The sequence below is a fragment of the Rhodoferax ferrireducens T118 genome (assembly GCF_000013605.1).
Lineage (GTDB): Bacteria > Pseudomonadota > Gammaproteobacteria > Burkholderiales > Burkholderiaceae_C > Rhodoferax > Rhodoferax ferrireducens.
Window position 1 is genome coordinate 1,415,923 of sequence record NC_007908.1, and the last position, 26,920, is coordinate 1,442,842.

21 protein-coding genes are annotated in these 26,920 nt (G+C 59.8%); 13 read left to right on the top strand and 8 right to left on the bottom strand.

Translation table 11 applies throughout. The annotated features are described in order from the left end of the window. Positions 1-52 precede the first annotated feature (52 nt). The 3 genes from RFER_RS06625 to RFER_RS06635 all read left to right on the top strand — a co-directional run bounded on the left by RFER_RS06625 (position 53) and on the right by RFER_RS06635 (position 2,637). Positions 53-682 (top strand): hypothetical protein, encoded by a 630-nt coding sequence (locus RFER_RS06625; RefSeq protein WP_244095821.1) that lies wholly within the window; start codon positions 53-55, stop codon positions 680-682. Positions 683-768: 86 nt separating this feature from the next. Further along, positions 769-1,800, top strand: a complete 1,032-nt coding sequence (locus RFER_RS06630; protein ID WP_011463622.1) for a hypothetical protein — start codon at positions 769-771, stop codon at positions 1,798-1,800. A 42-nt stretch (positions 1,801-1,842) separates the two neighbouring features. After that, positions 1,843-2,637 (top strand): DUF6602 domain-containing protein, encoded by a 795-nt coding sequence (locus RFER_RS06635; RefSeq protein WP_011463623.1) that lies wholly within the window; start codon positions 1,843-1,845, stop codon positions 2,635-2,637. 293 nt (positions 2,638-2,930) lie between these two features. Here the strand turns inward: RFER_RS06635 and RFER_RS06640 are convergent, their stop codons facing one another. From RFER_RS06640 to RFER_RS06650, 3 genes are read right to left on the bottom strand one after another with little or no spacing between them, the layout of a single operon-like run. After that, complete coding sequence (locus tag RFER_RS06640; protein WP_011463624.1) at positions 2,931-3,710, bottom strand: BPSS1780 family membrane protein; 780 nt, start codon at positions 3,708-3,710, stop codon at positions 2,931-2,933. After that, positions 3,707-4,702, bottom strand: coding sequence for a homoserine kinase (locus RFER_RS06645; protein ID WP_011463625.1), 996 nt, complete (start codon positions 4,700-4,702; stop codon positions 3,707-3,709). The genes RFER_RS06640 and RFER_RS06645 overlap by 4 nt, the downstream gene beginning before the upstream one ends. Positions 4,703-4,705: 3 nt before the next feature. Continuing rightward, positions 4,706-5,002: a hypothetical protein gene (locus tag RFER_RS06650; protein WP_011463626.1), complete on the bottom strand. Its 297-nt coding sequence runs from the start codon at positions 5,000-5,002 to the stop codon at positions 4,706-4,708. Positions 5,003-5,062: 60 nt separating this feature from the next. Here RFER_RS06650 and polA point away from each other — a divergent pair, with 60 nt between their 5' ends. Next, positions 5,063-7,936 (top strand): DNA polymerase I, encoded by a 2,874-nt coding sequence (polA, locus tag RFER_RS06655; protein ID WP_011463627.1) that lies wholly within the window; start codon positions 5,063-5,065, stop codon positions 7,934-7,936. Between the two features lie 8 nt (positions 7,937-7,944). After that, entirely contained in the window at positions 7,945-9,561 is a 1,617-nt protein-coding gene (locus RFER_RS06660) for an alkaline phosphatase D family protein (RefSeq protein ID WP_011463628.1), read from the top strand. A gap of 9 nt (positions 9,562-9,570) precedes the next feature. On the opposite strand, the gene RFER_RS06665 is transcribed toward RFER_RS06660, so the two are convergent. After that, the gene (locus RFER_RS06665) at positions 9,571-10,848 is read right to left on the bottom strand and encodes an O-acetylhomoserine aminocarboxypropyltransferase/cysteine synthase family protein (RefSeq protein ID WP_011463629.1); all 1,278 of its coding nucleotides are present in this window, start codon (positions 10,846-10,848) and stop codon (positions 9,571-9,573) included. A gap of 214 nt (positions 10,849-11,062) precedes the next feature. On the opposite strand from RFER_RS06665, the gene RFER_RS06670 reads away from it, so the two are divergent. Further along, positions 11,063-12,433: a TrpB-like pyridoxal phosphate-dependent enzyme gene (locus RFER_RS06670; protein WP_011463630.1), complete on the top strand. Its 1,371-nt coding sequence runs from the start codon at positions 11,063-11,065 to the stop codon at positions 12,431-12,433. Positions 12,434-12,450: 17 nt separating this feature from the next. On the opposite strand, the gene serB is transcribed toward RFER_RS06670, so the two are convergent. The 3 genes from serB to mfd all read right to left on the bottom strand — a co-directional run bounded on the left by serB (position 12,451) and on the right by mfd (position 17,576). Beyond that, positions 12,451-13,164: a phosphoserine phosphatase SerB gene (serB, locus tag RFER_RS06675; RefSeq protein ID WP_011463631.1), complete on the bottom strand. Its 714-nt coding sequence runs from the start codon at positions 13,162-13,164 to the stop codon at positions 12,451-12,453. 68 nt (positions 13,165-13,232) lie between these two features. Continuing rightward, the gene (locus RFER_RS06680) at positions 13,233-14,033 is read right to left on the bottom strand and encodes an NRDE family protein (protein ID WP_011463632.1); all 801 of its coding nucleotides are present in this window, start codon (positions 14,031-14,033) and stop codon (positions 13,233-13,235) included. Between the two features lie 57 nt (positions 14,034-14,090). Continuing rightward, entirely contained in the window at positions 14,091-17,576 is a 3,486-nt protein-coding gene (mfd, locus tag RFER_RS06685; protein ID WP_041791615.1) for a transcription-repair coupling factor, read from the bottom strand. Between the two features lie 110 nt (positions 17,577-17,686). Between mfd and ispD the strand changes: the two genes are divergently transcribed. After that, positions 17,687-18,943 carry a 2-C-methyl-D-erythritol 4-phosphate cytidylyltransferase gene (gene ispD / locus RFER_RS06690; protein ID WP_011463634.1) on the top strand — a complete coding sequence of 419 codons (1,257 nt, stop codon included), beginning with the start codon at positions 17,687-17,689 and terminating at the stop codon, positions 18,941-18,943. A gap of 40 nt (positions 18,944-18,983) precedes the next feature. Here ispD and RFER_RS06695 read toward each other — a convergent pair whose 3' ends face one another. Further along, positions 18,984-19,892, bottom strand: coding sequence for a CoA transferase (locus RFER_RS06695; protein ID WP_011463635.1), 909 nt, complete (start codon positions 19,890-19,892; stop codon positions 18,984-18,986). Between the two features lie 314 nt (positions 19,893-20,206). Here RFER_RS06695 and RFER_RS06700 point away from each other — a divergent pair, with 314 nt between their 5' ends. From RFER_RS06700 to rplT, 6 genes are all read left to right on the top strand, one after another. Then, positions 20,207-21,451, top strand: a complete 1,245-nt coding sequence (locus tag RFER_RS06700) for a nitronate monooxygenase (RefSeq protein ID WP_011463636.1) — start codon at positions 20,207-20,209, stop codon at positions 21,449-21,451. A gap of 385 nt (positions 21,452-21,836) precedes the next feature. Next, positions 21,837-23,156, top strand: a complete 1,320-nt coding sequence (gene aceA / locus RFER_RS06705; protein ID WP_011463637.1) for an isocitrate lyase — start codon at positions 21,837-21,839, stop codon at positions 23,154-23,156. 262 nt (positions 23,157-23,418) lie between these two features. Continuing rightward, positions 23,419-25,344 carry a threonine--tRNA ligase gene (gene thrS, locus RFER_RS06710; RefSeq protein ID WP_041791618.1) on the top strand — a complete coding sequence of 642 codons (1,926 nt, stop codon included), beginning with the start codon at positions 23,419-23,421 and terminating at the stop codon, positions 25,342-25,344. A gap of 89 nt (positions 25,345-25,433) precedes the next feature. Next, the gene (gene infC / locus RFER_RS06715) at positions 25,434-26,015 is read left to right on the top strand and encodes a translation initiation factor IF-3 (RefSeq protein WP_084795458.1); all 582 of its coding nucleotides are present in this window, start codon (positions 25,434-25,436) and stop codon (positions 26,013-26,015) included. Between the two features lie 194 nt (positions 26,016-26,209). Beyond that, positions 26,210-26,413 carry a 50S ribosomal protein L35 gene (gene rpmI, locus RFER_RS06720; protein WP_041791621.1) on the top strand — a complete coding sequence of 68 codons (204 nt, stop codon included), beginning with the start codon at positions 26,210-26,212 and terminating at the stop codon, positions 26,411-26,413. Between the two features lie 25 nt (positions 26,414-26,438). After that, positions 26,439-26,798 carry a 50S ribosomal protein L20 gene (gene rplT, locus RFER_RS06725; protein ID WP_011463641.1) on the top strand — a complete coding sequence of 120 codons (360 nt, stop codon included), beginning with the start codon at positions 26,439-26,441 and terminating at the stop codon, positions 26,796-26,798. Positions 26,799-26,920: the final 122 nt, after the last annotated feature.

Consider the following 26,920-nt stretch of genomic DNA (forward strand, 5'->3'; position numbering starts at 1 on the left):
ATCCGACGGTCTACATCGTTAGCTATCGAGAAAACATATGAGACTAGCAGAGTTGTTTGAGCCTCAAGTTCCAACCCGCAAGAAGAAGCCAAGTGACACTGTTCCTGAGGTCTTCATCATCGAGTCGCTTGAACTGACCGATGAAGCGAAAGAAAGGCGGGAGGGTGCGGTTTTGGCTGCCGTACTGAAGATGTGTGGGAAGAACCCCCTTTATTACTACATTCGTACGAAGGCAGAACTTAAACTTATGGCAGAAGAGTTTGAAGCCTCTGGCTATCGGTATTTGCACGTTTCTTGCCACGGCGGAGACACTTCCCTTGAGACGACGCTTGACTCTGTTAGCTATCAAGAGTTTGCCAATATTTTTAGCGGTCGCCTTAAAGATCGTCGCCTCTTCGTATCAGCCTGTAGCGCAGGCAACGAGTTATTTGTGGAAGTGGTTGGAGGCAGAAACAAGGAAGTGATTTCTATCGCAGCACCGGCGAACGACATTCAGTTCGATCACGCGGTCGCATTCTGGAGTTCCTTCTACGTTAAGACCTTCTCCCTCAACGCGAGATCGATGAACTCCAATCGAATTGTGGAAGTTCTAAAGCCGCTCGCCGCACTATTCAATGCACCTGTGCATTTTTCAAAAAGAGATCAGCAAAAGCATTGGGTTCATGAACGCATCGATAGCTAACCCGGCGCTCAACCTCGCTCCCTTTGGTCGCTGGACGCTGCGCGATAAAGCCGCGCAGCGCCGGTTAGCTCTACGCTAGGGCTCAGATGCCGTCGCTTCCGCCGCTCGACATCAAGCGCAAGATCAATCACGCTTCACACGTCGTTCTTCTTGGTGCGGGTGCCAGCCTTGCGGCCTTCCCAGCTGGAGACGCAAACGGGCGCAAGCTTCCGCTGATGCGTAATCTTGTTGAAGTGGTAGGTCTTGGTGATTTGTTGGCTGCTCATGGCGTGCACGAAAACCACGAGGACTTTGAAGCCTTGTACGACGGTCTGGCTGTAGACAACACTAATCCTGAACTGCTCCGAACCCTAGAAGACCAACTCCACGCCTACTTCGCCGCGATGCAATTGCCTGAGGAGGTGACCCTCTATGACCTGCTTCTGCTCTCTTTGCGAGAGAAGGACGTTATTGCAACTTTCAATTGGGACCCGTTCCTCGCCCAAGCATTCCGGCGAAACCGTTCTATCCGACGCCTACCCAAGATTCTGTTCCTACATGGGAACGTCGAAGTCGGAGCCTGCCGTGAACATCGACGCAGTGGCTTCATCGAACAAAGGTGCTCTGAATGCGGTAATCTTATGGAGCCGAGTCGCCTACTGTTTCCGGTCAAACACAAGGACTACACGTCGGACCCATTCATCCGAAGCGAGTGGGAGCAGTTGCAGTGGGCCTTGGAACGCGCCTACCTCGTAACAATCTTCGGCTATAGCGCACCGGCGACCGATGTCGAGGCACGTTCGCTACTACTCAATAAATGGATGGAAAACCCGACTCGGGAGCTCGCAGAGATCGACATCGTCGACATTCGGCCGAGAGAGGCCATCAAGAGCAGTTGGGCTGACTTCTTTGTCCGCCAGCATTACGGCATCTTTCCTGATGTCAGGCGAACAATATCCTTTCACCATCCCCGTCGCAGTTGCGAGGCGTTTGCCATGGCAACGCTGCAACAAGATCCTTGGACTGAGAACGACCTTCCGCCCGTGCAACGCCTCGAAGACCTTCATGCTTGGTTGCGTCCGCTCCTAGAGGAAGAAGCTAGCGGAATGTTTAGTGGCAGGCCATGCACCAAAATCTGAGCCCTAACTCAAACGTTAAGCGTCACAAACCACCACACCCACATGCCACGCGGATCCACTCGCCCCAGCGTCATCTTCACAGCGGTTCTCGACGCCGCCGCGCGCCAGCTGCACATTGCATCAAGTGAGGCAGCAGCCTTCCGACACACCGGCATTCGGGGAGACGAGAGAGCGGCAGCCCTCGCCAGTTTCCTCCGCCGGCACTTGCCCAGCAATCTAGGCGTCGCCAAAGGCGAAGCGATTGATTTCTTGGATCGAAGGACGGGCCAGCTTGATATATTGATTTACGACGCGGACATGGCCGCACCGATCAGCACTCAATCTGAGAACGTGCTAATCCCTGCCGAAAGCCTACTAGCTGTCATCGAGGTCAAGACGACACTGACCCAGAACGATCTCAACGGGTGCTATATGGCGTCGCGGAAAGTGCGAGCAATTCGGCCCTTTAAGCAGTCGTTTGTTGCTGCCCGCGAGGAAGGACGTCCTGCAGAAGACGGCAACTTCCGATGCATGTATATCGTTTTCTCGTATGAAACGAATCTGTCAGCGGAAGACTGGCTGAATAAAGAGTTCAAGCGGCTGGAGCTGGCTGCGACATCAGTCAAAGGCAAGCTGAACTTAATTGATGTGGTCTACGTTCTCAATCGAGGCATGATCAGACCAGCCAAGAATGCGGGGAAGACGAATGACAAGGACGAACTGAACATGTTCCTTGAGTTCTATCTTCACCTCGTCAACTTCCTTCGCCGGGAAATGCCCAGGCGTCCCGCGATGGATTGGCAAGCCTACTCGTCCAAAACTTCGAGAGGCTGGCTGCCACTTGCTGCACCCGAGTGACGCCTAACCCTCGCCCCGCTTAGCTCGTTGAGCGTCAGCTTTGGAGCGGAGCGAATGTCTCTTGTCAGTCTTCAAGAGTCCGTCAACTTGCCCTGTAGTTATGTGATAACAATGTCCCTCTGAACAGTAGGTACCCAAATTGACCTACTCGATTTCAACGTTTGCTTTTGTACCCTGATTCGCGCTGGCTTCGCATGGCCAGCACAAAAACCGTATCAAGCGGCGCCACGTATCGGTACAACGCAACGTGGCCATGGGGAGCCCGCCCGATGGCAACGCCATGGCGTGCCGTGTCATGGATGCTCCTCTTGTGTGAAGTCAAAACTGTCACGGAACGTGAAGTAAAGCGAGGTAAAAAACATCGACGCCATCAGCAGCAGGGCGGGAAACAGCAGGTCGCCGGCCAAACCCGGATTGCCCATCAGGGATGCGATGGTGGTCACGCTCACCACCACCAGGATCAGCACGGCCAGCCACATCAAGCCAAACACCGCATAGGCCCAGAAATTGCGCCCACACGCCACGATGCTGAAGAAGAGGCTTTTGATGGGCGACAGGCCGTGCCAGTGCACCAGCGCCGGTGCATGCCAGAACATCAAGGAGAGTGGCAGATGCAGGCCAATGAAAACCCACATGGCGGCCTGAAAATCGGGCTCCAGCATCATTTCGCGGGTCGGTGTCGCGCCACCCAGATAGACCCGGGCAAAGGCACCGTCGTCGACCAGCCAGGAGACCCCCATGGCCAGCAAAAAACCCAGGGCGTACAGGGCGCCCAGCAGCAGCATGGCACGGGTTTGTTGACGGCCGGCGCGAAAGGCGGTCAGCAATACCTTGGGCATGGGGAAGCGGCCATCGATCGCCTCCCGGGTCGCCGCCATCATGCCCAGCGTCGCGGCGGGCAGCAGGGTCATGGCCAGTGCCATACCGATGAAAGGAACCTGACTGACGACGGTCATCGTCGCCATGAACAGAAAAAACAGACCGGCCAGGGCCAGTGGCTGTTTGAAAAATGTCTGCATGCCCAGCTTGACCCAGAGCGTGCCGCTGCGGGCGGGAACGATATTGAGCTTCATGGCTGCATCTCCAGCGAGTTGGCGGCCTGCGGGTGCATGACCCGTTGCTGCAGCACCCGTTCAAAATGGGCCGGGTCGTGGGGCTGGAGCAGGCTTGCCGGGCGCGGCAGGTAGTAGTCCCACAGGCGTGAAATCCAGAAACGCAGGGCTGCTGCGCGCAGCAGGGCGGGCAGCAGCGCCCGCTCCGCGCTCTCGAGCGGTCGCACCGCGCTGTAGGCGCGCAGGAAGCTCTGAAAACGCTCCCCGTCATGCGTCCCGGTGTCGAGATCAATGCACCAGTCGTTCAGACAAACCGCCAAATCAAACAGCCAACTGTCGACGCCGGCGAAATAGAAGTCGAAGACGCCGGTGAGCTCCAACTGGCCTTGCCCGTTGTCAAACATCACGTTGTCCCGAAACAGGTCGGCGTGTATCGGTCCACGGGGCAGGGCGGCATAAGCCGATGAGGCGGCGACGTGGTTTTGATAGGCCAGTTCGCTTTGCAGCAACGCGGCCTGCGTCGGGTTGACATGGGGCAGCACCACCGGCACCGTTTCATTCCACCAGGCCAGGCCGCGCAAATTGGGCTGCGACAGCGGGAAGTCCCGTGCGGCCAGGTGCATTTTGGCCAAGGTGGTGCCGATGGCCGCGCAATGGGCCGGCGTGGGCGAGAGCTCGCTGCTGCCGCGTAATCGGGTCACCACCGCGGCCGGTTTGGCTTTGAACTCAAACACCAGATCACCGCGCGCATTGGCGCTCGGCTCGGGCACCGGGATGCCGCGCTCGGCCAGGTGTTTCATCAGGCGCAGATAAAACGGCAGCTGCGCCAAAGTGAGTCGCTCGAACAGGGTCAGCACGTAATCAAAGGTTTCGCCACCCTGCTCGGTGCTGACAAAATAATTGGTGTTTTCGATGCCCTTGGTGCAGCCTTGCATGGCGGTGAGTTCGCCCAGCTTGAGTTGTCGCAGCAGGGCGCGTGCCTCTTGGGTAGAGACTTCTGTGTAAACCGCCATGAATCAGAAACCCAAAATTTTCCAGCTGCGCTCACCGCTGGTGGGTTCAACTTGATAGGCGGGCAGACGCCCCTTGGGCTGAACCGAGATGGTTTTGGTTTCACCCCCAACGCGCAGCTCATCAATGCGGGCGCCCGAGTCTTCGATTTGAATGCGCTCGGTGCGCTTTTCAATCACGCCGGGTGCGGCGGACGCCGCAGCGCGTGGTTGCACGGCCGCCCTCTGGGCTGGCGCGGCAGACTGTGCCAGCGCGAGGCTGCCACACGACAAAGAGAGGGTAAGAAACAGGGCGATTCGCATCGCCCGATTGTAGAGCGGGCGCAGCCGAGCGGCACTCGCAGGCAAAATGGGCGCATGAATATGAATGACTCCTTTACTGACTCCCCGGCCAAGCCCAAAACCTTGCTTTTGGTCGATGGTTCCAGCTACCTGTACCGGGCCTTTCACGCCATGCCGGACCTGCGCGCCGTACCGGGCGACCCGAGCAGCGCGCCCACGGGTGCCATCCGCGGCATGATCAACATGCTGCAAAGCCTGCGCAAAGAGGTGCCCGCTGACTATGCCGCCTGTATTTTTGACGACAAAGGCCCGACCTTTCGGGATGCGCTGTACCCCGAATACAAGGCACACCGCTCGCCCATGCCCGATGATTTGCGCTCCCAGATCGAGCCGATTCATGAAGTCGTTCGCCTGATGGGCTGGAAAGTGCTGGCTGTGCCCGGTGTCGAAGCCGATGACGTGATCGGCACGCTGGCGGTGACGGCGGCGCGCCAGGGTATCGAGGTGATCGTGAGCAGCGGTGACAAGGATCTGGCTCAGTTGGTCAACTCGCACATCACCATCATCGACACCATGAACGGCCGCCGCCGCGACGTGGCCGGGGTCGAGGCCGAATTTGGCGTGCCGCCGCAGCTGATGGTGGACTTTCAGACCCTGGTGGGCGACGTGATTGACAACGTGCCGGGCGTGCCCAAGGTCGGCCCCAAAACCGCGGCCAAGTGGTTGCAGGAATACGGTTCGCTCGACGCCGTGGTGGCCAACGCCGACCAGATCAAAGGCGTGGTGGGCGAGAACCTGAAGAAGTCGCTGGACTGGTTGCCCTTGGGTCGCCAACTGCTGACCATCAAGACCGACTGCGATCTGGATGGCTGGATGCCTGATTTGCCCGCTCTTGATTCAATAGCTACCGGTACAATGGATACGGGGGCTCTGGCTATTTTTTATGAAAAATACGGGTTCAAGGGGCTGGCCCGCACCTTGGGTGGCGGGGCGGCCAGCGTGGCAAGCAAGGCAAGCTCAGGATTTGGGGTCGGACCCAAGGAGCGAAGCGACGCTGGCTCAGACCCCAATTCCGTGCGCCAACTGACCCGTGAACCGGGCTTGTTCGACGAGCCAGAAGCCGCCAGCGACCCCATCCCCTCCAGTGTGACCAACCTGCACTACGACACCATCCTGACCTGGGAAGCGTTTGACCGCTGGCTGGCCAAAGTGCAAGCGGCAGACCTGGTGGCGCTGGACACCGAAACCACGTCGCTCGACGAGATGAGGGCCCAGATTGTCGGCATCAGTTTCAGTGTGACGCCGGGCGAGGCCGCCTACATTCCGCTGGCGCACGCCTACCCCGATGCCCCGGCGCAGTTGCCGCTGGCCGATGTGCTGGCCAAACTCAAGCCCTGGTTGCAAGACGCCAGCCACAAAAAGCTGGGCCAGCACGTCAAATACGACCGCCACGTGTTTGCCAACCACGGCATCGAGGTGCAAGGCTACGCGCACGACACGATGCTGCAAAGTTATGTGCTGGAGGTGACCAAACCCCACGGCCTGGCCAGCCTGGCCGAGCGGCACCTGGGACGCAGCGGCATCAGCTTTGAGGATTTATGCGGCAAGGGGGCCAATCAAATCTGTTTTGACCAGGTGGATATTGCCCAAGCCGCCCAGTATTCATGTGAAGACTCCGACATGACGCTGGACGTGCACCGGGCGCTGTGGCCGCTGCTGCAGGCGAATGACAAATTGCGCTTCATCTACGAGCTGGAAATCGCCAGCAGCGAAGCGCTCTACCGGATCGAGCGCAACGGCGTGCTGATCGACGGCCCCACGCTGGCGGTGCAGAGCCACGAGCTGGGCCAGCGCATTTTGCAGCTTGAAAAAGAAGCACACGAGCTGGCCGGGCAACCCTTTAACTTGAGCAGCCCGAAGCAGATTGCTGAAATTTTCTTCACCAAGCTCGGCCTGCCTGTCGTCAAGAAAACCCCCACCGGCTCACCCAGCACCGACGATGAAGTGCTGCAGAAATTGGCCGAAGACTACCCGCTACCGGCCAAAATTCTGGAGCACCGGGGCCTGGCCAAGCTCAAAGGCACCTACACCGACAAACTGGCGCAACTCGCGCACCCGCGCACCGGTCGCGTGCACACGCATTACGCGCAGGCGATTGCCGTGACCGGGCGCTTGAGCAGCCTTGAGCCCAATCTGCAAAACATTCCCGTGCGCACCCCCGAGGGGCGGCGTGTGCGTGAGGCGTTTGTGGCACCACCCGGCAGCGTCATTGCCAGCGCCGATTACAGCCAGATTGAGCTGCGCATCATGGCGCACATCAGTGGCGATGCGGCCCTGCTGCTGGCGTTTCATGACGGCATCGACGTGCACCGCGCCACCGCCTCTGAAATCTTTGGTGTGGACAGGGCCCAGGTCACCAGCGAGCAGCGCCGCTACGCGAAAGTCATCAACTTTGGCCTGATTTACGGCATGAGTGCCTACGGCCTGGCCAAAGCGTTGAGCATTGACAACACCGCCGCCAAAAACTACATCGAACGTTACTTTGACCGCTACCCCGGCGTGAAAAACTACATGGAACACACCCGGGCGCTCGCCAAGCGCCAAGGGTATGTTGAAACCGTGTTCGGCCGCCGCTTGTATCTGCCCGAGATCAACTCCCCCAACGGCCCGCGTCGCAGCGGCGCCGAGCGCGCCGCCATCAACGCGCCCATGCAGGGCACGGCGGCTGATTTGATCAAGCTCAGCATGGTGAAAGTGCAGCAAGTGATTGATGAAGAAAAACGGGCCACCAAGATGATCATGCAGGTACACGACGAGCTGGTGTTTGAAGTGCCCGAGTCGGAAATCGATTGGGTGCGCCATGAGGTGCCCAGGTTGATGGCGGGGGTGGCGCACCTGAAGGTGCCGCTGCTGGCCGAGGTGGGGGTGGGCGCGAATTGGGACAAGGCGCACTGAGCTTTTTCATGACCCCGCTTGAATCCCGGACGCGCCGGCAGTTGTTGCAGTTGATCGGCGCCGGTGCTGCCATCTGGAGTCTGCCGCGCAGCGCCTGGAGCCAGCCGCGCTTGCACCAAAACCCGTTCACTTTGGGGGTGGCGAGCGGCTCGCCCACGCATGATTCGGTCGTCTTGTGGACGCGTTTGCATACCTCCCAGTCGTCGCTGCCGGGTGTCAGTGACGGGCCGGGTCACGCTGCGGTGCCGGTGCGCTGGGAGCTGGCGCATGACGAGCAGTTCAGCCGCCTCGTGCAAAGCGGGCAGTCGCTGGCCAGTCGGGAGCTGGCGCATTCGGTTCACGTCGAGGTGGCCGGGCTCGACGCTGATCGCTGGTATTTCTACCGCTTCAAGGTGGGCGATTTTGTCAGCCCGGTGGGGCGTACGCGCACGGTGCCCCGGCCTGAGGCACAGGTGGCCCGGTTGCGGCTGGCCTATGCCTCGTGCCAGAAGTGGGAGGACGGCTATTTCACCGCCTGGCGCCACATGCGCGAAGAAAGCCTCGATCTGGTGCTGTTTCTGGGCGACTACATCTACGAATACCCGGCGCTCACCAGCCGGGTGCGTGTGCCCAGCGGCGGCTGGGTGTTGACGCTGGACGACTATCGCCAGCGCTATGCGCTGTACAAGGGCGAGGCCGACCTGCAGGCGATGCATGCGGCCTGTCCCTGGCTGCTGACCTGGGACGACCACGAGGTGCAAAACGATTACGCGGGGCTGCAAGCGGGTCACAGCAGCGCGGCTGACCCGTCCGCGGCGAGTCAATTTTTGGCCCGTCGTGCGGCGGCCTACCAGGCCTGGTACGAGCACATGCCGGTGCGCGCCTCAGCCCTCACGCAAGGGCTGGCCGGCCTGGCCACGGGCGCTGAGCTGCGCATCTACAGCCGCTTGTCCTACGGCCAGCTCGCCTCCTTGTACCTGCTCGATGGCAGGCAGTACAAAGACCCGCAGACTTGCACCCCGGGTGGTGGCGTGGGCTCCGGCATGGTGAACCCGGCTGATTGTCCGCCGTGGAACGATGCGGCTCGCTCGCTGCTGGGTCGGGCGCAGGAGCGCTGGCTGTATGACGAATTTTCAAAACCCCATGCGCATGAATCCGGCTGGAATGTGCTGGGCCAGCCCACGCTGTTTGGCCAGCGTGATCTGAAACCGGGCCCCGGCCAGACCCTCTGGAACGACGGCTGGGACGGCTACCCCGCAGCCCGCACGCGCTTGACCGATGCCCTGCGCCAGCACGCGGTGGCCAACCTGGTGATTCTGGGCGGTGATGTGCATGAAAACTGGGTCGGCCACGTGAAGGCCGATTACGCTGATCCGAACAGTGCCAGCGTCGGTGTCGAATTCTGCGGCACCAGCATCAGCTCGCGCTCCGGCGGCAACGCCAAGACGGCGCAGCGGCTGGCCGAGAACCCGCATTTTGTCTTTGCCGATGCGCTGCGCAAAGGCTACGGCGTGGTCGAGTTCACAAAGGCGCAGCTCACCACCACCCTGCGCGTGGTCGATGACGTGACGCGGCAAGACACAAAAATTGAAACCCTGGCCCGCTTCACAGTGCAGGCCGGGCGGCCGGTGGTGGAGCGGGCTTAAGTCAGGCGGTCAAACCGCTGCCAGCGCCTGGTCCAGGTCGTCCAGCAGGTCGTCAATGTGCTCAATGCCGATTGACAGACGCACCATGTCGGGTTTCACGCCCGCTTTGGCCAATTCTTCGGCGTTGAGTTGGCGGTGCGTGGTGCTGGCCGGGTGGCAGGCCAAGGACTTGGCATCGCCAATGTTGACCAGCCGGGTGAACAGTTTGAGCGCGTCCTGAAAGCGCGCACCGGCCGCCAGGCTGTCGCTGGCCTTGAGGCCAAAGGTGATGATGCCCGAGGCGCGACCACCCAGGTACTTTTGAACCAGCGCGTGGTCCGCTGAATCGGGCAGCCCGGCGTAGTTGACCCAGCCCACCTTGGCGTGCGCCTGCAGGTGCTGGGCGATGCGCAGGGCGTTGTCGCAGATGCGGTCCATGCGCAAGGCCAGCGTTTCGATGCCCTGCAGAATCTGGAAGGCAGCCAGCGCGCTCAAAGCGGCGCCCATGTTGCGCAGCGGCACCACGCGGGCGCGGCCAATGTAGGCGGCAGCGCCCAGCGCCTCGGTATAGACGACGCCGTGGTAGCTCACATCGGGCTCGTTCAGGCGCTTGAAGCGCTCCTTGTGCTCGGCCCACGGGAACTTGCCTGAATCCACAATGATGCCGCCAATGGTGGTGCCGTGGCCGCCCAGGTATTTGGTCAGCGAATGCACCACGATGTCGGCGCCAATCTCGAACGGGCGGCACAGGTACGGGCTGGCGACCGTGTTGTCCACAATCAAGGGCACGCCGTGGGCATGGGCGACAGTGGCGAGCGCGGCCAGGTCGGTGATGTTGCCCAGCGGGTTGCCAATGGTTTCGCAGTAGACCGCCTTGGTGCGCGCGTCGATCAGCTTGGCGAAGGAGGCCGGGTCGCGGTAATCGGCAAAGCGCACCTCGATGCCCATTTGCGGGAAGGTGTGGGCAAACAGGTTGTAGGTGCCGCCGTACAAGGTGGAGGCCGACACGATGTTGTCGCCCGCCTCGGTGATGGTCTGAATCGCATAGGCAATCGCCGACATGCCCGAGGCCACTGCCAGTGCACCAATGCCGCCTTCCATGGCTGCCACGCGCGCCTCCAACACGCCGCAAGTCGGGTTCATGATGCGGCTGTAGATGTTGCCCGCGACCTTCAGGTCAAACAAATCGGCACCATGCTGGGTGTCGTCAAACGCGAAGGCCACGGTTTGGTAAATGGGCACGGCCACCGCTTTGGTGGTGGGCTCGGGCGTGTAGCCGCCGTGGACGGCCAGGGTTTCGATTTTCATGAGGGGCTTTCGAGTGCAAAAAAATGAAGACACATCTTAAGGCCCGCATCGGGCTGTGCACAGACCGAGTTTTCATATCGATATGCCGGGTTTTGATCCATGTGCTGCGGGTAAACCCGAGCTGTTCGGTGCCGCGATTTCAATCCAAACCCGGGGATACTCCGGGTGGCCCCGTCATTTCCATTGTTGATTCCAAACTGATCCAGGAGCATTGATGAGCAAGCAGACCAAGTTTCTTTTGAACGAAGACCAGATGCCAAAATTTTGGTACAACCTGCAGGCCGATTTGCCCAAGCCGATGCCAGCCGTGCTGCATCCGGGCACCCTGCAGCCAGTCGGGCCCGATGACCTGGCACCCTTGTTCCCCATGGCGCTGATCATGCAGGAGGTGAGCCAGGAGCGCGAGATCGAGATTCCTGAGCCGGTGCGCGATGTGTTTCGGCTGTGGCGGCCAGCACCGCTGTTTCGCGCCCACCGCCTTGAAAAAGCGCTCGGCACGCCGGCCAAGATTTATTACAAATACGAGGGTGGCAGCCCGGCGGGTAGCCACAAGCCCAACACCGCCGTGCCGCAGGCGTTCTACAACCAAGAGGCCGGCATCAAGCGGCTGGTGACCGAAACCGGGGCCGGCCAGTGGGGCTCCTCGCTGGCCTTTGCCGGCTCGCTCTACGGCCTGGAAGTTGAAGTGTTTCAGGTGCGTGTGTCGTACGACCAAAAACCGTATCGGCGCGCCTTGATGGAAACCTATGGTGCGCGTTGTGTCGCCTCACCCTCCCATGAGACGGTGTATGGCCGCTCCGTGCTGGCCAAGAACCCGAACCATCCGGGCAGCCTGGGCATTGCGATCTCGGAAGCGGTGGAGCTCGCCGTGCAGCGCGAGGACACCAAATACGCGCTCGGCTCGGTGCTCAACCATGTGCTGTTGCACCAGACCATCATCGGGCAAGAGGCCATGCTGCAGATGCAAATGGCCAATGACTGGCCCGATGTGGTGGTGGGTTGTGCCGGCGGCGGCTCCAATCTGGCGGGCATTGCTTTTCCCTTCATCGGGCACGGCTTGCGAGGTGGCCAGAAACCACGCATCGTGGCGGTTGAACCGGCGGCTTGCCCCACGCTGACGCGCGGCAAATACGCCTACGACTTTGGCGACACCGGGCACATGACACCTTTGACCAAGATGTACACGCTGGGCAGTCAGTTCACGCCGCCGGGCTTTCATGCGGGCGGCCTGCGCTACCACGGCATGGCACCCCTGGTGTCGCATTGCAAGGCCTTGGGGCTGTTAGAGGCGGTGGCCTATGACCAGGTGGCGTGTTTTGAAGCCGGCGTGCTGTTTGCGCGCAACGAGGGTATCGTGCCCGCGCCCGAGTCCAACCACGCGATCAAGGGCGCGATTGAAGAGGCCATGCGCTGCAAGCGCGAGGGCAAGGCAGAGACCATCCTGTTTTGCCTGAGTGGGCACGGTCATTTCGACATGACGTCCTACCAGAAGTACTTTGCCGGTGAGTTGACCGACGAGCATTACGACGAGACCGAGTTGGCGCTGGCGCTGGCCAGTTTGCCGAACGTGCCGGAAACGGTGTGACGGCAAGAACGTCCGGTTCAGGGCTGGAACAGCTCAAGCAGGCGGTCCAGCCCGCCTGACTCGATGGACACATTGGCGAGCTCGCGCACGGCAGATTTGGCGTGAAACGCCACTGACAAACCCGCCTCACGCATCATCGGCAGGTCGTTGGCGCCGTCGCCCACGGCAATCGCCTGCTTGGGCGCAATACCCAGCAGGGCGCAGGTTTCGAGCAGCATCTTGCGCTTTTCAGCACCATCACAAATGTCGCCCCAGGGCTGATCGACCATGCGGCCGGTGAGGACGCCGTTCTCAATCTGCAGCACATTGGAGCGGGTGTAGTCAATGCCCAGGCGCTGCGCCACGCGGTCGGTAAAGTGGGTGAATCCGCCCGAGACCAGCAGCACTTTGAGCCCGGCTGCCTTGCAGGCCGCGACCAGCTCGGCAGCACCGGGGTTGAACTGCATCCGTTCCTGATAAATCTGGTTCATCTGCACTTCGGTCACCCCCTGGAGCAGCGCCACGCGCTGGCGCAGGCTCTCTTTGTAGTCGGTGATCTCACCCCGCATGGCCGCTTCGGTGATGGCGGCGACTTCTCGCTTGCGCCCGACCGCGTCTGCAATTTCATCCACACACTCGATGTTGATGAGTGTGGAGTCCATGTCGAAGGCGATCAGTTTGAAGTCGCTCAAACGCAGCGGTGGGGCAAAGCCTTGAATGATCAGCCCGGGGGCGATGGCAGTAGGGTGCATGAGGGGAAAATTTACTATTGTTTTGGTAGCTGCTTATGAAAGCAGGACGGTGGCTAGAGGCCTATTTGTTATGAGACTGGTGGTGGCCGGTTCTCCGTGCGCAAGGAGGGCACGCGGCGCCATGCGGTCGTGAGTTGGCGGGTACCTGTGGCGCCATGGGCATCAAAGCTCTGTTCCAGAAACGTGATGTGATCTGCCTCAAATCGCACGATGCTGCAGGCGCGGGTGCCGTAATCCGGCAGGGCGATGAATGCGGCCGAGAGTGCGCGCTCGAATTCCAGCGGGATGCCTGTGTCTGGCAAGTCGGCATCGGCGGCAACGCTTGGGTTTTGCAGCAGCGCCAGCAACTGGGCATCGCTGGGCGGCTCTTGCCCTTGCAGGGTTTGCAGACCACCTTTTATGTTGGCCAGCTTGGGCCAGGGTGTCAAAAAATCCGCATTGGACACGGCGCCCAGCCCCGGCTGCATGGCAGTCACCTTGGCGTGGCGGCTCTCCAGACCCAGCAGGCGGGTGCCGTCAAAAACCAGCAGGTTAAACGGGTTGTAGTCGCCGGCGCGCCCGGCCAGTTCCATCAGGTAGTCCAGCGCGCTGGCGTCGGTCTGTAAGTAAGCGCTGACCAGTTCGCCGCGTGAGGGTGCATCCGCGCGCAGGGCCGCTGGATTGCGGTGATTGGTCAATGCGGCCAACCGTCCCGAGCGGCTGATGCCCAGCCAGGTGCCACCCGCCTGCAAATCGCGCCCGGCCAGGATGTCCGCGTCATCCCAGCAGTGCAGGGGTGCAGTGGGGCGCGCGTAGTACTCGTCGCGGTTGGCGATGAGCAACAGCGGGGTGTGGCTGGCGGGTTGCCAGTTCCAGGCGATCAGGCACATGCGGGTTGAGACCTCTGTGGGTTGGTGGCTGGTTGGCTGTCAGGTGGGCTTGCTTTTCTATGCGATTGTCGCAACAGGCGCCACCGGCTGCCCCAAATTACGCAGCACATCGCGCACCATCTGCGCCCGGTCTTTGGCTTCAGGCAGTTCCCGCTCGATGCGCAGCTTCTCATTACCCGCCAGTTTGATGTGCTTGTTCTTCTGGATCATCGCAATGATCTTCATCGGATCAATCGGCGGGTTTTTCTTGAAGGTGATGGTGATCACGCCGGGGGCGGCATCGACCTTGACCACACCAAACGGTTTGGCCAGAACGCGCAAGCGGTGGACGTCGATCAGGGTCTGCGCCTGGTTTGGGAGTTTGCCGAAGCGGTCCACCAGTTCTTCCAGCAGCGCATCAATCTGGTTGGTATTGTTCGCGGTGGCCAGCTTTTTGTAGAACGAGAGGCGCAGGTGCACGTCGCCACAAAAATCATTCGGCAAGAGCGCCGGGGCGTGCAGATTGATGTCGGTGCTGACGTTGAGCGGGCTGAGCAAATCGGGCTCAATACCGGCCTTGAGGCAGCGCACCGCTTCACTCAACATCTCGTTGTAGAGCTGAAAGCCGACTTCCAGCATGTTGCCGCTCTGGTTTTCCCCCAGCACCTCGCCGGCACCGCGAATCTCCAGGTCGTGCATGGCCAGGTAGAAGCCGCTGCCCAGTTCTTCCATTTGCTGGATGGCGTCCAGCCGTTGTTGCGCCTGCTTGGTCAGGCCCTCCAGGTCGGGCACCATCAGGTAGGCGTAGGCCTGGTGGTGGCTGCGACCGACGCGGCCGCGCAACTGGTGCAACTGCGCCAGGCCAAATTTGTCGGCGCGCGCCATCACGATGGTGTTGGCAGTCGGCACGTCAATGCCGGTTTCGATGATGGTGGAACACAGCAGCAGGTTGAAGCGCTGGGCCACAAAGTCGCGCATCACGGCCTCCAGCTGGCGCTCCGGCATCTGACCGTGCGCCACGGCAATGCGCGCTTCGGGCAGCAGTTCCTCCAGCTTGGCGCGGCGGTTTTCGATCGTTTCGACCTCGTTGTGCAAGAAGTAAACCTGGCCGCCGCGCTTGAGTTCGCGCAGTACGGCCTCACGGATCACGCCTGCGCCTTCCGTGCGCACAAAGGTTTTGATGGCCAGGCGGCGTTGCGGCGCGGTGGCAATCACGCTCAGGTCGCGCAGACCTTCCAGCGCCATGCCCAGCGTACGCGGGATCGGGGTGGCCGTGAGCGTGAGCACATCGACCTCGGCGCGCAGCGCTTTCATCTGCTCTTTGTGGCGCACGCCAAAACGGTGCTCCTCGTCGATGATGAGCAGGCCCAGGTCTTTGAAATGGGTGTCTTTGCTCAGCAGCTTGTGGGTGCCGACCACGATGTCGATGGTGCCGTCGGCAATGCCTTTCATGGCGGCGGTGATTTCCTTGGCCGAGCGGAAGCGGCTCATCTCGGCCACTTTGACCGGCCATTTGCTGAAGCGGTCGACCAGCGTCTGGTAGTGCTGTTCGGCCAGCAGCGTGGTCGGTGCCAGAAAAGCCACCTGCTTGCCGCCGGTGATGGCAATGAAGGCGGCGCGCAGGGCGACCTCGGTCTTGCCAAAGCCGACATCGCCGCAGATCAGCCGGTCCATCGGGCGCGGGCTGATCATGTCCTGAATCACGGCGTGAATGGCAGCACTCTGGTCGGCGGTTTCTTCAAAGCCGAAGTCGTTGGCAAAGATTTCGTAGTCGCCGGCCGAGTACCGGAAGGCATGGCCTTCGCGCAGGGCGCGCCGGGCATAGATGTTGAGCAGCTCGGCGGCCGAGTCGCGCACCTGTTCGGCCGCTTTGCGCTTGGCCTTGTCCCACTGGCCGGAGCCCAGTTTGTGCAGCGGCGCTTCGTCCGCGGCCACGCCGGTGTAGCGGCTGATGAGCTGCAACTGGCTGACCGGCACATAGAGCGTGGCCTTGTCGGCATATTCCAGGTGCAAGAACTCCTGCACCTCGGGCTCGCCATTGGCTAATCTGTTGCCCAGGTCCAGGTTGATCAGGCCGCGGTAGCGGCCAATGCCGTGGGCCGAGTGCACCACCGGGTCGCCGATGTTGAGCTCGCTCAGGTCTTTGATCAGGGCTTCGACGTCACTGACCTGTTCCTGTTTTTTGCGCCGTCGCGTGGTCGGGCCGGCGGCAAAGAGTTCGGTTTCGGTGACGAAGTCGATGCCCGCTTCCAGCCAGCCAAAGCCCGCGCTCAGGCTGGAGGTGGCGATGCCGATCGGCTCATCACTGCGCTCGAATTCCGCCAGCGAGTCAAACGCCGGCGGGTCGAACTGGCTGCTGTGCAAGAAGTCCAGCAGACTGGCGCGCCGGCCCTCGCTTTCGGCCAGCACCAGGGTGCGCTGCTGGGTGTTTCGGATGTGGGCCTTCAGGCGGGCCAGCGGGTCTTCGGCGCCGCGCACCACGCTCAAGGGCGGCAGCGCCTCAAACTCGGCGTAGGCGCTGGCAGTGTCCAGGGCGGGCCGCAAGGCCAGTTGCGCATGCTGGTTGACCCGCTCGTAGAACTGCTCGGTGCTTAAAAACAGGGCTCCCGGTGGCAGCACCGGGCGCTCCGGGTCGCCTTGCACCAGCCGGTAGCGCTCGCGCGTGTCTTGCCAGAAGTGGGCAAAGGCGGGCTCCAGGTCGCCGTGCAGCACCACCGTGGCAGCCTCACCCAAATAGTCAAACACCGTGGCGGTGTCGTCAAAAAACAGCGGCAGGTAGTACTCAATGCCGGCGGTGGCAACGCCGTTGCCGATGTCTTTGTAGATGCGGCTGCGGGTCGGGTCGCCCTCCAGCAACTCACGCCAGCGGTTGCGAAAGCGCGCGCGCGCCTCGTCGTCCATCGGGAACTCGCGCCCGGGCAGCAGGCGCACCTCGGGCACGGGGTACAGGCTGCGCTGGCTGTCGGGGTCAAAGGTGCGGATGCTGTCGATCTCGTCGTCAAACAAATCAACGCGGTAGGGCACGGCGCTGCCCATCGGAAACAGGTCGATCAGGCCGCCGCGCACCGCGTATTCGCCCGGGCTCACCACTTGCGTCACGTGGCTGTAGCCGGCCAGCGTCAATTGGGCCTTGAGTTTGGCTTCGTCGAGTTTTTGTTTGACCTTGAAGTGAAAGGTATAGCCGGCCAGAAAAGACGGGGGTGCCAGCCGGTAGAGCGCGGTGGTGGCGGGCACCAGCACGACATCGGCGCCGGTTTCTTTGTTGCGCTGGCTGATGCGCCACAAGGTGGCCAGGCGCTCGCTGATCAGGTCCTGGTGCGGTGAAAAGGTGTCGTAGGGCAAAGTCTCCCAATCCGGAAACAGAACGCAACGCAGCTCGGGCGCAAAGAACGCCATTTCGTCGATCAGGCGCTGCGCGTCCAGGGCATCGGCCGTGATGATGGCCGTGACCTTGTGCTGGCTCTTCTCGCGCAGCCCCAGTTGGGCCAGTAAGAGCGCATCGGCTGAGCCGACCGGGCGCGGCAGGGTGAAGCGCTTGCCGGGGATGAGTTTGGGTAATTCCATGAATGCAGGGCAGGTGGTGGCTAAAGCGCCAATGCGTGACAAAAACGCCAACACCCTGCGCTTGTCAAGCCAGGGTGATTTGGGGAGGATTCTAGAATGCGGACCACACCATGGCAGACACCCCCGCACTTATCCCCCAATCCGACACGACTCCGCGCTGTTGGGCCTTGATTCCCTGCGCGGGCACCGGCTCGCGGGCCGGGGCGACAGGCCCCAAGCAGTACCAGCTGCTGGCCGGCAAGCCGATGGTGCTGCACACCCTGGCGGCTTTTGCGGCGGTGCCGCGTATTGCCCGCACACTGGTGGTGGTGGCGCCAGACGATGCATTTTTTGCTTCGCAAACCTTGACTGATGCTCGCTTTTTAGTAGCTGCTTGTGGAGGTTCCACGAGGGCTGCAAGCGTATTGAATGGCTTGAATTTTCTGCTGGGGCAAGGTGCTGCCCGGCACGACTGGGTGCTGGTGCACGACGCCGCACGCTGTCTGATTCGTCCGGACCAGATCGATCAGTTGATCGATGCCTGTTGGCAAGATGACGTGGGCGGCCTGCTGGCACTGCCTTTGCCTGACACCCTCAAACGTGAATCCCTTGGCCGGGTGGCCGCCACCCTGGAGCGTGCCGACAAGTGGCTGGCGCAAACCCCCCAGATGTTTCGCCTGGGCAGTCTGCTGGACGCGTTGCAGGTGGCAGGCACCACCGTCACCGACGAGTCCAGCGCCATGGAAGCCATGGGCCTGAGCCCGAAGCTGGTGCCCGGTAGCGCCCAGAATTTCAAGGTGACTTACCCGCAAGACTTCTGCCTGGCCGAAGCGGTGTTGATGACGCGCTCATCGGGCGATTCTGCGCCGCAACAGTCGGCAAGCGAATTTAAAAGGGCCAGTGACATGAATTTCAGAATCGGAGAAGGCTGGGACATCCATGCCCTGGTTGCGGGGCGCAAGCTCCTGTTGGGGGGCGTCGAGATTCCCTATCACCTCGGGCTGCTCGGCCACTCGGACGCGGACGTGCTGTTGCACGCCATCACCGATGCCCTGCTGGGCGCCGCCGCGCTGGGGGACATCGGCACGCATTTTCCGGACACCGATGCGCGCTTCAAGGGCGCCGATTCGTTGGTTTTGCTGACGGAGGCCGCGCGGCGCGTGCGCGCCAAGGGTTTTGAGATCGGCAATGTCGACAGCACGGTGATCGCGCAGGCGCCCAAGTTGATGCCCTATATGGCCGCCATGCGAGCGCAAATTGCGCTGGCGCTGGCGCTTGAGGTCGATCAAGTCAATGTCAAAGCCAAGACGGCAGAAAAAATGGGCCCGGTGGGGCTGGGTCAGGCCATGGAAGCGCGCGCCACGGTGCTGTTGCGGAAATTTATATAAAAACGGCCTCTAGCCCCCGTATTTCCTTGCTTAATAGCTATTAATTTAATAGCGTATGCAGGGGAATGTCTTTTTCTCTGGCCAGCGCATCCAGGGCCTGGCGGGTCATGCCGAGCAGGTAGCTGGCAATGGCCTGATGCGTGTCAGGTGACAACAGGGTCAGGATATTGGCATAGGGAACCCCGGCTGCGGCGCACAGGGCTTTGGCAAAGTGCGGCTCCAGTGCCGCCACCGCCACCCGGCCGTCCTTGCAGGGGTAGACGCGGTAGCCGGCGTGACCCCCGCCGACGGCCGCGCCAGGCTGGGTCAGGCCCCAGTTGCGCGGCAAGGCCAGATAGCCCGCGGCGTCTGACAGCGCGACTTCAAGCAACAAGCCTTTGCCATTTTTCTGCTGCATCAGCACCGTTGTGAGCACTGCTTCTGACGCCATCAGCGAGCCGCCCATGTCGGCGTACAGGGTCGGCGGCAAGTCCAGACCACTGATGAGATCGTTTTCTGCCAGGTAGGTGAGATCGTGCCCCGGTTCTTCGGCGCGCGCGCCGGGAGCTCCGACAATCGCCACCTGTGACAGGGCCGGGTAACGCTTGTGCAGCGTTTTCCAGTTCAGCCCTAGCTTGGTCAGTGCCGATGGTCGAAAAGAAGTCAGCAACACATCGGTTTTGGCCAATTCCCGGTGCAAGGCTTTTTGACCTTGTTCCGTCTTGAGGTCGGCGACCTTGATGCGAACACCCTGGTGCAGCACGTCATAGGCCATCCGGTTGTACAAACCCATGGGATCGCCCGACGCGCCGGGCGGCGCGCCAAAGGGTGCTGGCGGTTCGAGTTTGGCGCAGCTCGCGCCCATTTGCTGGCAGCGCATCAGGGCAGCCGGGCCTGGCAGGTTGAGTGCGAGACTGAGAATGCGCACGCCCTTGAGCGGGCGCAGGGGCTTGCTGGATGAAGTGGCCATGGGGGTCAATGCCTTGTGAACTGTGGCTATTTGAATAGGAGGCTTTGGGCGTCCATCTTACGTGAGCGTCTGCGGGTCAACGCGTCACGCGCTGCGTGGGCCCGAGATCGCCCGAACGCCGGGCCGGATGGCCTCGGCGAAGAACTTGAGTCGGCAAGGGGAATTATCAATCCGGCAGATTTGAGGGGGCGGGCGGGTAGAATTCCGCGCTTACAGGACTATATTGTCTTGCGACTTTCAGCTTCTCCGAACCCCTTGGGGGGTCCGCGTCCAGGACGGGTACCCGAGATGTTGGAGTCCCCCCGAGGATTCTCATGAAACGTGTTGATGATTTCCGCCTGAAGTTCGGAAAAAAAGAGTTTGTCCCGATCATCGTCGGTGGCATGGGTGTTGATATTTCAACCGCCGAACTGGCCCTGGAAACCGCCCGGCTTGGCGGCATCGGCCATATCTCTGATGCTATGGTGCCCGACGTGTCGGATCGTCGCTTTGACACCAGTTTCGTCAAAGACAAGACCCGTTTCTACAAGGCCAACATCGACAACTCCGACAAGTCCATCATCAAGTTCGATCTGGGTGTGCTGGCCGAGGCCACCCGGCGCCACGTTGAAGCCACCATGCAGGCCAAGGGGAGCGAGGGCCTGATTTTTGTCAACTGCATGGAAAAGCTGACCATGAACGGGCCGCGCGAGACCTTGCAGGTGCGCATGGCGTCCGCGTTGGATGCCGGCATTGATGGCATTACCTTGAGCGCCGGTTTGCACCTGGGCTCGTTTGGGCTTATTGCAGACCATCCCCGCTTTCGCGATGCCAAGCTGGGCATCATCGTGTCCTCGGTGCGCGCCCTGCAGTTGTTTTTGCGCAAGAACGCCAGGTTGGAGCGCAAGCCCGATTATGTGATTGTGGAAGGCCCGCTGGCCGGGGGCCATTTGGGTTTTGGCATGGACTGGGCGCAATACGATCTGGCCACGATCGTGGCTGAAGTGGTGCAGTTCATGAAAACCGAGCACCTTGATATTCCGGTGATTGCAGCCGGAGGCATCTTTACCGGCAGCGACGCGGTGTCGTTCCTGGAGCAGGGTGTGGCCGCCGTGCAGGTGGCGACCCGGTTTACCGTGGCCAATGAGTGTGGTTTGCCCGCCGAGGTCAAGCAGGATTACTTCAGAGCCAGCGAGGCTGACATTGTGGTCAACACGATCTCGCCGACCGGCTACCCGATGCGCATGCTCAAAGGCTCGCCGGCCATTGGCGCTGGCATCCGTCCCAATTGTGAGGCTTACGGTTATTTGCTGGATGGCAACGGCAACTGTGCCTACATCACCGCCTACAACCGGGAAGTGGCCTTGCACCCGGATTCCAAAACCATCTCGGTCATGGACAAAACCTGCCTGTGCACCCACATGCGCAACTTCAAGCTCTGGACTTGCGGCCACTACACCTACCGTCTCAAGGACACAACCCGGCGCCTGGCCGATGGCAGTTACCAGACTTTGAGTGCCGAGCACATTTTCAAAGACTACCAGTTCAGCGTCGATCAGAAAGTGGCCCTGCCGGTTTGATCCCTTGGCGGTTTCCCCGGTTTTTCTGAACTCGATCGACAGCTGATGCGCGGCAGCCCGCGTCATTGATGCCGCGGCGTTGGGTGGGCGCGGCCTGGCATTCGGGCAGCGTGGCTGCCTTTCAATTTTTTCACATTGCGGAAAAGTGATTCCGGAATGTAAAAAACTCATTAAGCGCATTGCAAAAATTTTTCTCGTTGTGAAAAATTAATTTCCACATTGCGGATTAATGGTTGCAAGTCATTGATTTTGTTTGATTTAAAAAATGTCTTCTATAAGACATAAGATCTATTTTTAGTCTTATACAAGACCTAAAATTACTCTTGAGGCAACGGAGCTGCAAAGCGCCAATGCCAACGTTTTTTTCAACTTAAGGAGTGATCTCATGCCACACACCATCAACGAGCAATTGAGCCGCGAACAACAAGTCGCCGCACTGGAAAAAGACTGGGCCACCAACCCGCGCTGGAAGGGTATCAAGCGCGGCTACAGCGCCGCCGATGTGGTGCGCTTGCGCGGTTCGTTCCAGATTGAGTACACCCTGGCGCGCCGCGGTGCCGAAAAGCTCTGGAACTTGTTGCACACCGAAGACTATGTCAATTGCCTGGGCGCCTTGACCGGTGGTCAAGCCATGCAGCAGGTCAAGGCCGGCGTGAAGGCGATTTACCTGTCGGGCTGGCAAGTCGCCGCTGACGGCAATACGTCTATGTCGATGTACCCGGATCAATCCTTGTACGCGGTTGACTCGGTGCCCACCATGGTCGAACGCATCAACAATGCGTTCCGCCGCGCCGACGAGATCCAGCACTCGCGCGGCATTGACGCCGGTGACACCGGCTATGTCGACAACTTTGCACCCATCGTGGCCGACGCCGAAGCCGGTTTTGGCGGTGTGCTCAATGGTTTTGAATTGATGAAGAACATGATCAGGTCCGGCGCTGCGGGCGTGCATTGGGAAGATCAACTGGCATCGGCCAAGAAATGTGGCCACATGGGCGGCAAGGTGCTTGTGCCCACCAATGAAGCGATTCAAAAGCTGATTGCAGCCCGCATGGCAGCTGACGTCTGCGGCGTGCCGACGCTGGTGATCGCCCGCACCGATGCCGAGGCTGCTGACCTGCTGACCAGTGATTACGACGAAAACGACAAACCTTTCCTCACCGGTGAGCGCACCGCCGAAGGTTTCTACAAATCCCGCAAAGGCCTGGACCAAGCCATCAGCCGCGCCGTGGCCTACGCTGACTACGCCGACCTGGTCTGGTGCGAAACCGGCACGCCTGACCTCGAATTTGCCCGCAAATTTGCACAGGCCGTGCGCGCCAAACATCCGGGCAAATTGCTGGCTTACAACTGCTCGCCGTCGTTCAACTGGAAGAAAAACCTCGACGACGCCACCATTGCCAAGTTCCAGAAAGAACTCGGCGCCATGGGCTACAAGTACCAGTTCATCACCTTGGCCGGCATTCACTCGATGTGGTTCAACATGTTTGACCTGGCGCAGGATTACGTCAAACGTGGCATGACGGCTTATATCGAGAAGGTCCAGGAGCCCGAGTTCGCTGCACGCGCTCGGGGTTACACCTTTGTGTCACACCAGCAAGAAGTGGGCACCGGTTACTTTGACGAAGTCACCACCGTGATTCAGGGCGGCAAGTCCAATGTGACCGCGCTGACCGGTTCCACTGAAGAAGAACAGTTCCATTAAGCCGCATTGCGGGTCCAGGAAAATGGGCCTGTGTCATCCAGTGATGGGTGGCACAGGCCTTTTTTGTTAAACTTGCCACTTCATTCCTGCAAAAAGAGCGAGAAAGGCAGTCTGGTTATGACACCGCGAACTACACCGGCAAAGTTCATACAGCCTGCAAGCCGCTAGTCCGCGCGCCTTGTGCGCTGGCAGTTACAAAAATCATAGTAGAGCGCGGCCGGTTCCGCGCTTTTTTTTGCCCTACATCTTTCTGGTTTTCATCATGATTCAAATCACACTTCCTGACGGTTCCCAACGCGACTATCCCGCTCCGGTGACAGTGGCCGAGGTGGCCGCCTCCATTGGGTCTGGGTTGGCCAAGGCAGCCTTGGCGGGTAAAGTTGACGGCAAGGTAGTGGACACCAGTTATCTGATCGAAGCGAACAGCGCGGTGGCCATCGTCACGGCCAAAGACGCCGAGGGGCTGGAGGTCATCCGCCATTCGACCGCGCATTTGTTGGCTTACGCGGTCAAAGAATTGTTCCCGGATGCGCAAGTCACGATCGGCCCGGTGATTGAAAACGGCTTTTTCTACGATTTTTCCTACAAGCGCCCGTTTACGCCAGAGGACTTGCTCGCGATCGAGCAGAAGATGGCTGCGCTGGCCGCCAAAGACGAGCCCGTCACCCGCCGCGTGCTGCCGCGCGACGAGGCAGTGGCCTACTTCAAAGGCTTGGGTGAGAACTACAAGGCGGAAATCATCGCCAGCATTCCGGCGGGCGAAGACGTGTCGCTTTACCGCGAAGGCAAGTTCGAAGATTTGTGCCGTGGCCCGCATGTGCCCAGCACTGGCAAACTGAAGTTCTTCAAACTGATGAAGCTGGCCGGCGCCTACTGGCGCGGGGACCATCGCAACGAAATGCTGCAGCGCATCTACGGCACGGCGTGGGCCACGAAGGATGAATTGCAGCAGCACTTGACGATGCTCGAAGAAGCCGAGAAGCGCGATCACCGCAAACTCGGGCGCGAACTTGATCTGTTTCACATTGATGACCATGCGCCGGGTCTGGTGTTCTGGCACCCCAAGGGCTGGACCTTGTGGCAGGGCGTGGAGCAATACATGCGCCAGGTGTACCGCGACAACGGTTACCAGGAGGTCAAAGGGCCACAGATCCTCGACAAGTCTTTGTGGGAGAAGACCGGCCACTGGGACAAATACCGGGAGAACATGTTCACGACCGAGTCGGAGAAGCGCGAATACGCCCTCAAGCCGATGAACTGTCCCGGCCACATCCTGATCTTCAAACAGGGCATCAAGAGCTATCGCGATCTGCCGCTGCGCTATGGCGAGTTCGGCCAGTGCCATCGCAATGAACCTTCGGGCGGCTTGCACGGCATCATGCGGGTGCGCGGCTTCACGCAGGATGACGGTCACATCTTTTGCACCGAAGACCAGATCTTGCAGGAGTGTGTCGATTACACGGCGCTGCTGCAAAAAGTCTATGCCGATTTTGGTTTCGAGAACATCATCTACAAGGTTGCCACTCGTCCGGAGCAACGCATTGGCTCCGATGACGTATGGGACAAAGCCGAAGCTGCCTTGATTGAAAGCCTGCGTGCGTCTGGTCGCGAGTTTGAGATTTCTCCGGGGGAGGGCGCGTTTTATGGGCCCAAGATTGAATACACGCTCAAGGATGCGATTGGACGCCATTGGCAATGTGGCACTATTCAAGTGGACTTTTCAATGCCTGAGCGGCTGGATGCCGAATATGTAGGCGAGGACGGTGCCCGTCACCGGCCGGTGATGCTACATCGTGCCATCGTCGGTAGTCTGGAACGTTTCATCGGAATTTTGATCGAGGAAAGTGCCGGCGCTTTGCCAACCTGGCTGGCTCCGGTGCAGGTTGCCGTGCTCAATATCACCGACGCGCAGGCTGAATATTGTCGCGAAATTGTTGAAAAATTAAAAAATGCATTGCCAGATCAAAGGCTTAGGGCGGTCGCTGATCTGCGGAATGAAAAAATTACGTTTAAAATACGCGAGCATTCAATGCAAAAGCTGCCCTATATCTTGGTCGTTGGTGACAAAGAGAAAGCAGCAGGTACCGTTGCAGTGCGCGCCCGAGGTGGTTTAGACCTCGGTGTGATGTCCCTCGATGCATTCGTGCAAAAAATATCCAGTGACATCACTCACAAGTCTGTTGGTTGAGCTCAATTGAAGCGAAATGACAGTTTGCCCGCGTGCGCTAGACGGTTTGAGCTACGTTTATCGTAGCAAAAATTGTGAAGGATTAAGCCATCGCTACTGAATATCGTGACCGCCGTCACCGCGAAGAACGCAAACATCGCCTGAACCGGGAAATCATGGCCCCGGAAGTCCGACTCTCGGGAGTTGAGAACGAGCCGCTCGGTGTGGTCAGCCTGATGGAGGCGCTGCGGATGGCGGGTGATCTCGATGTTGATCTGGTTGAAATCTCCGCCACGGCGGTTCCGCCGGTCTGTCGTTTGATGGATTACGGCAAGTTCAAATACCAGGAACAGAAGAAGGCGGCGGAAGCGAAGGCCAAGCAGACGGTCATTGAAATCAAAGAAATCAAGTTCCGTCCGGGCACTGACGAGGGCGACTACAACATCAAGATGCGCAACATCAAGCGCTTTTTGGCTGAAGGCGACAAGTGCAAGATCACGCTGCGGTTCCGGGGTCGCGAGATTACGCACCAGGATCTTGGCATGGCCTTGTTGAACCGCATTCGCACGGAGTTGGGTGATTTGATTTTGATTGAGCAGTTTCCCAAGCTCGAAGGGCGCCAGATGATCATGATGATCGCGCCGGGCAAGAAGAAGATTGCCACGAAGCCGGTGGCAGACACGGCGGCTTGAAGAATTTTGCGCACTGTTTGCTGAACTGGTGCGTAGCAAATGTGGTGGGTTAATACCCGCTGCGACAGTGACGCTCTAAATAGCGTTGCTGGATAGTGGTGAAGTAACACTCACCACTCAAAAGTGGCTCGGGGCCAACAAGACTGCAAATAGTTTGCAGACGCCTCACGAGCACAATGAAAAGGAGCATGAACATGCCCAAAATGAAGACCAAGAGCGCGGCGAAGAAACGCTTCCGCGTCCGTCCAGGTGGCACCGTCAAACGCGGCCAAGCCTTCAAACGTCACATCCTGACCAAGAAGACCACCAAAAATAAACGCCAATTGCGCGGATCGACCGCTGTTCATGAGACCGATATGGGTCGCATGTCACAGATGTTGCCCGGCCGTGGCATTTAATTAACGACGAACAAGGAGTACTCACATGCCTCGCGTCAAACGTGGTGTAACGGCTCGCGCCCGCCACAAAAAAGTTTTAGCCCTTGCCAAAGGTTTCCGCGGTCGCCGCGGTAATGTTTATCGCGTTGCCAAAGAAGCGGTGATGAAGGCCGGGCAATATGCCTACCGCGATCGCCGTACCAAAAAGCGCGTCTTCCGTCAGTTGTGGATTGCCCGTATCAATGCCGCTGCACGTCAGTGCGGCATGACCTACAGTCAATTCGCCAACGGACTGAAGAAGGCCAATATCGAGATTGACCGCAAGGTCTTGAGCGATATCGCTGTGCATGACATGGCTGCATTTGCCAGCATCGTGGATCAAGTCAAGGCCAAGCTGGCAGCTTGAGTTCACGCTGGTATGCTATTTTATTAATAGCATACTATGCAATAAAGACAAGGGCTAGAGCTTTAAAAGGCACTAGCCCTTTTTCAATGAAAACGAAGTTTCAGAGAAGACTGACTTGCACG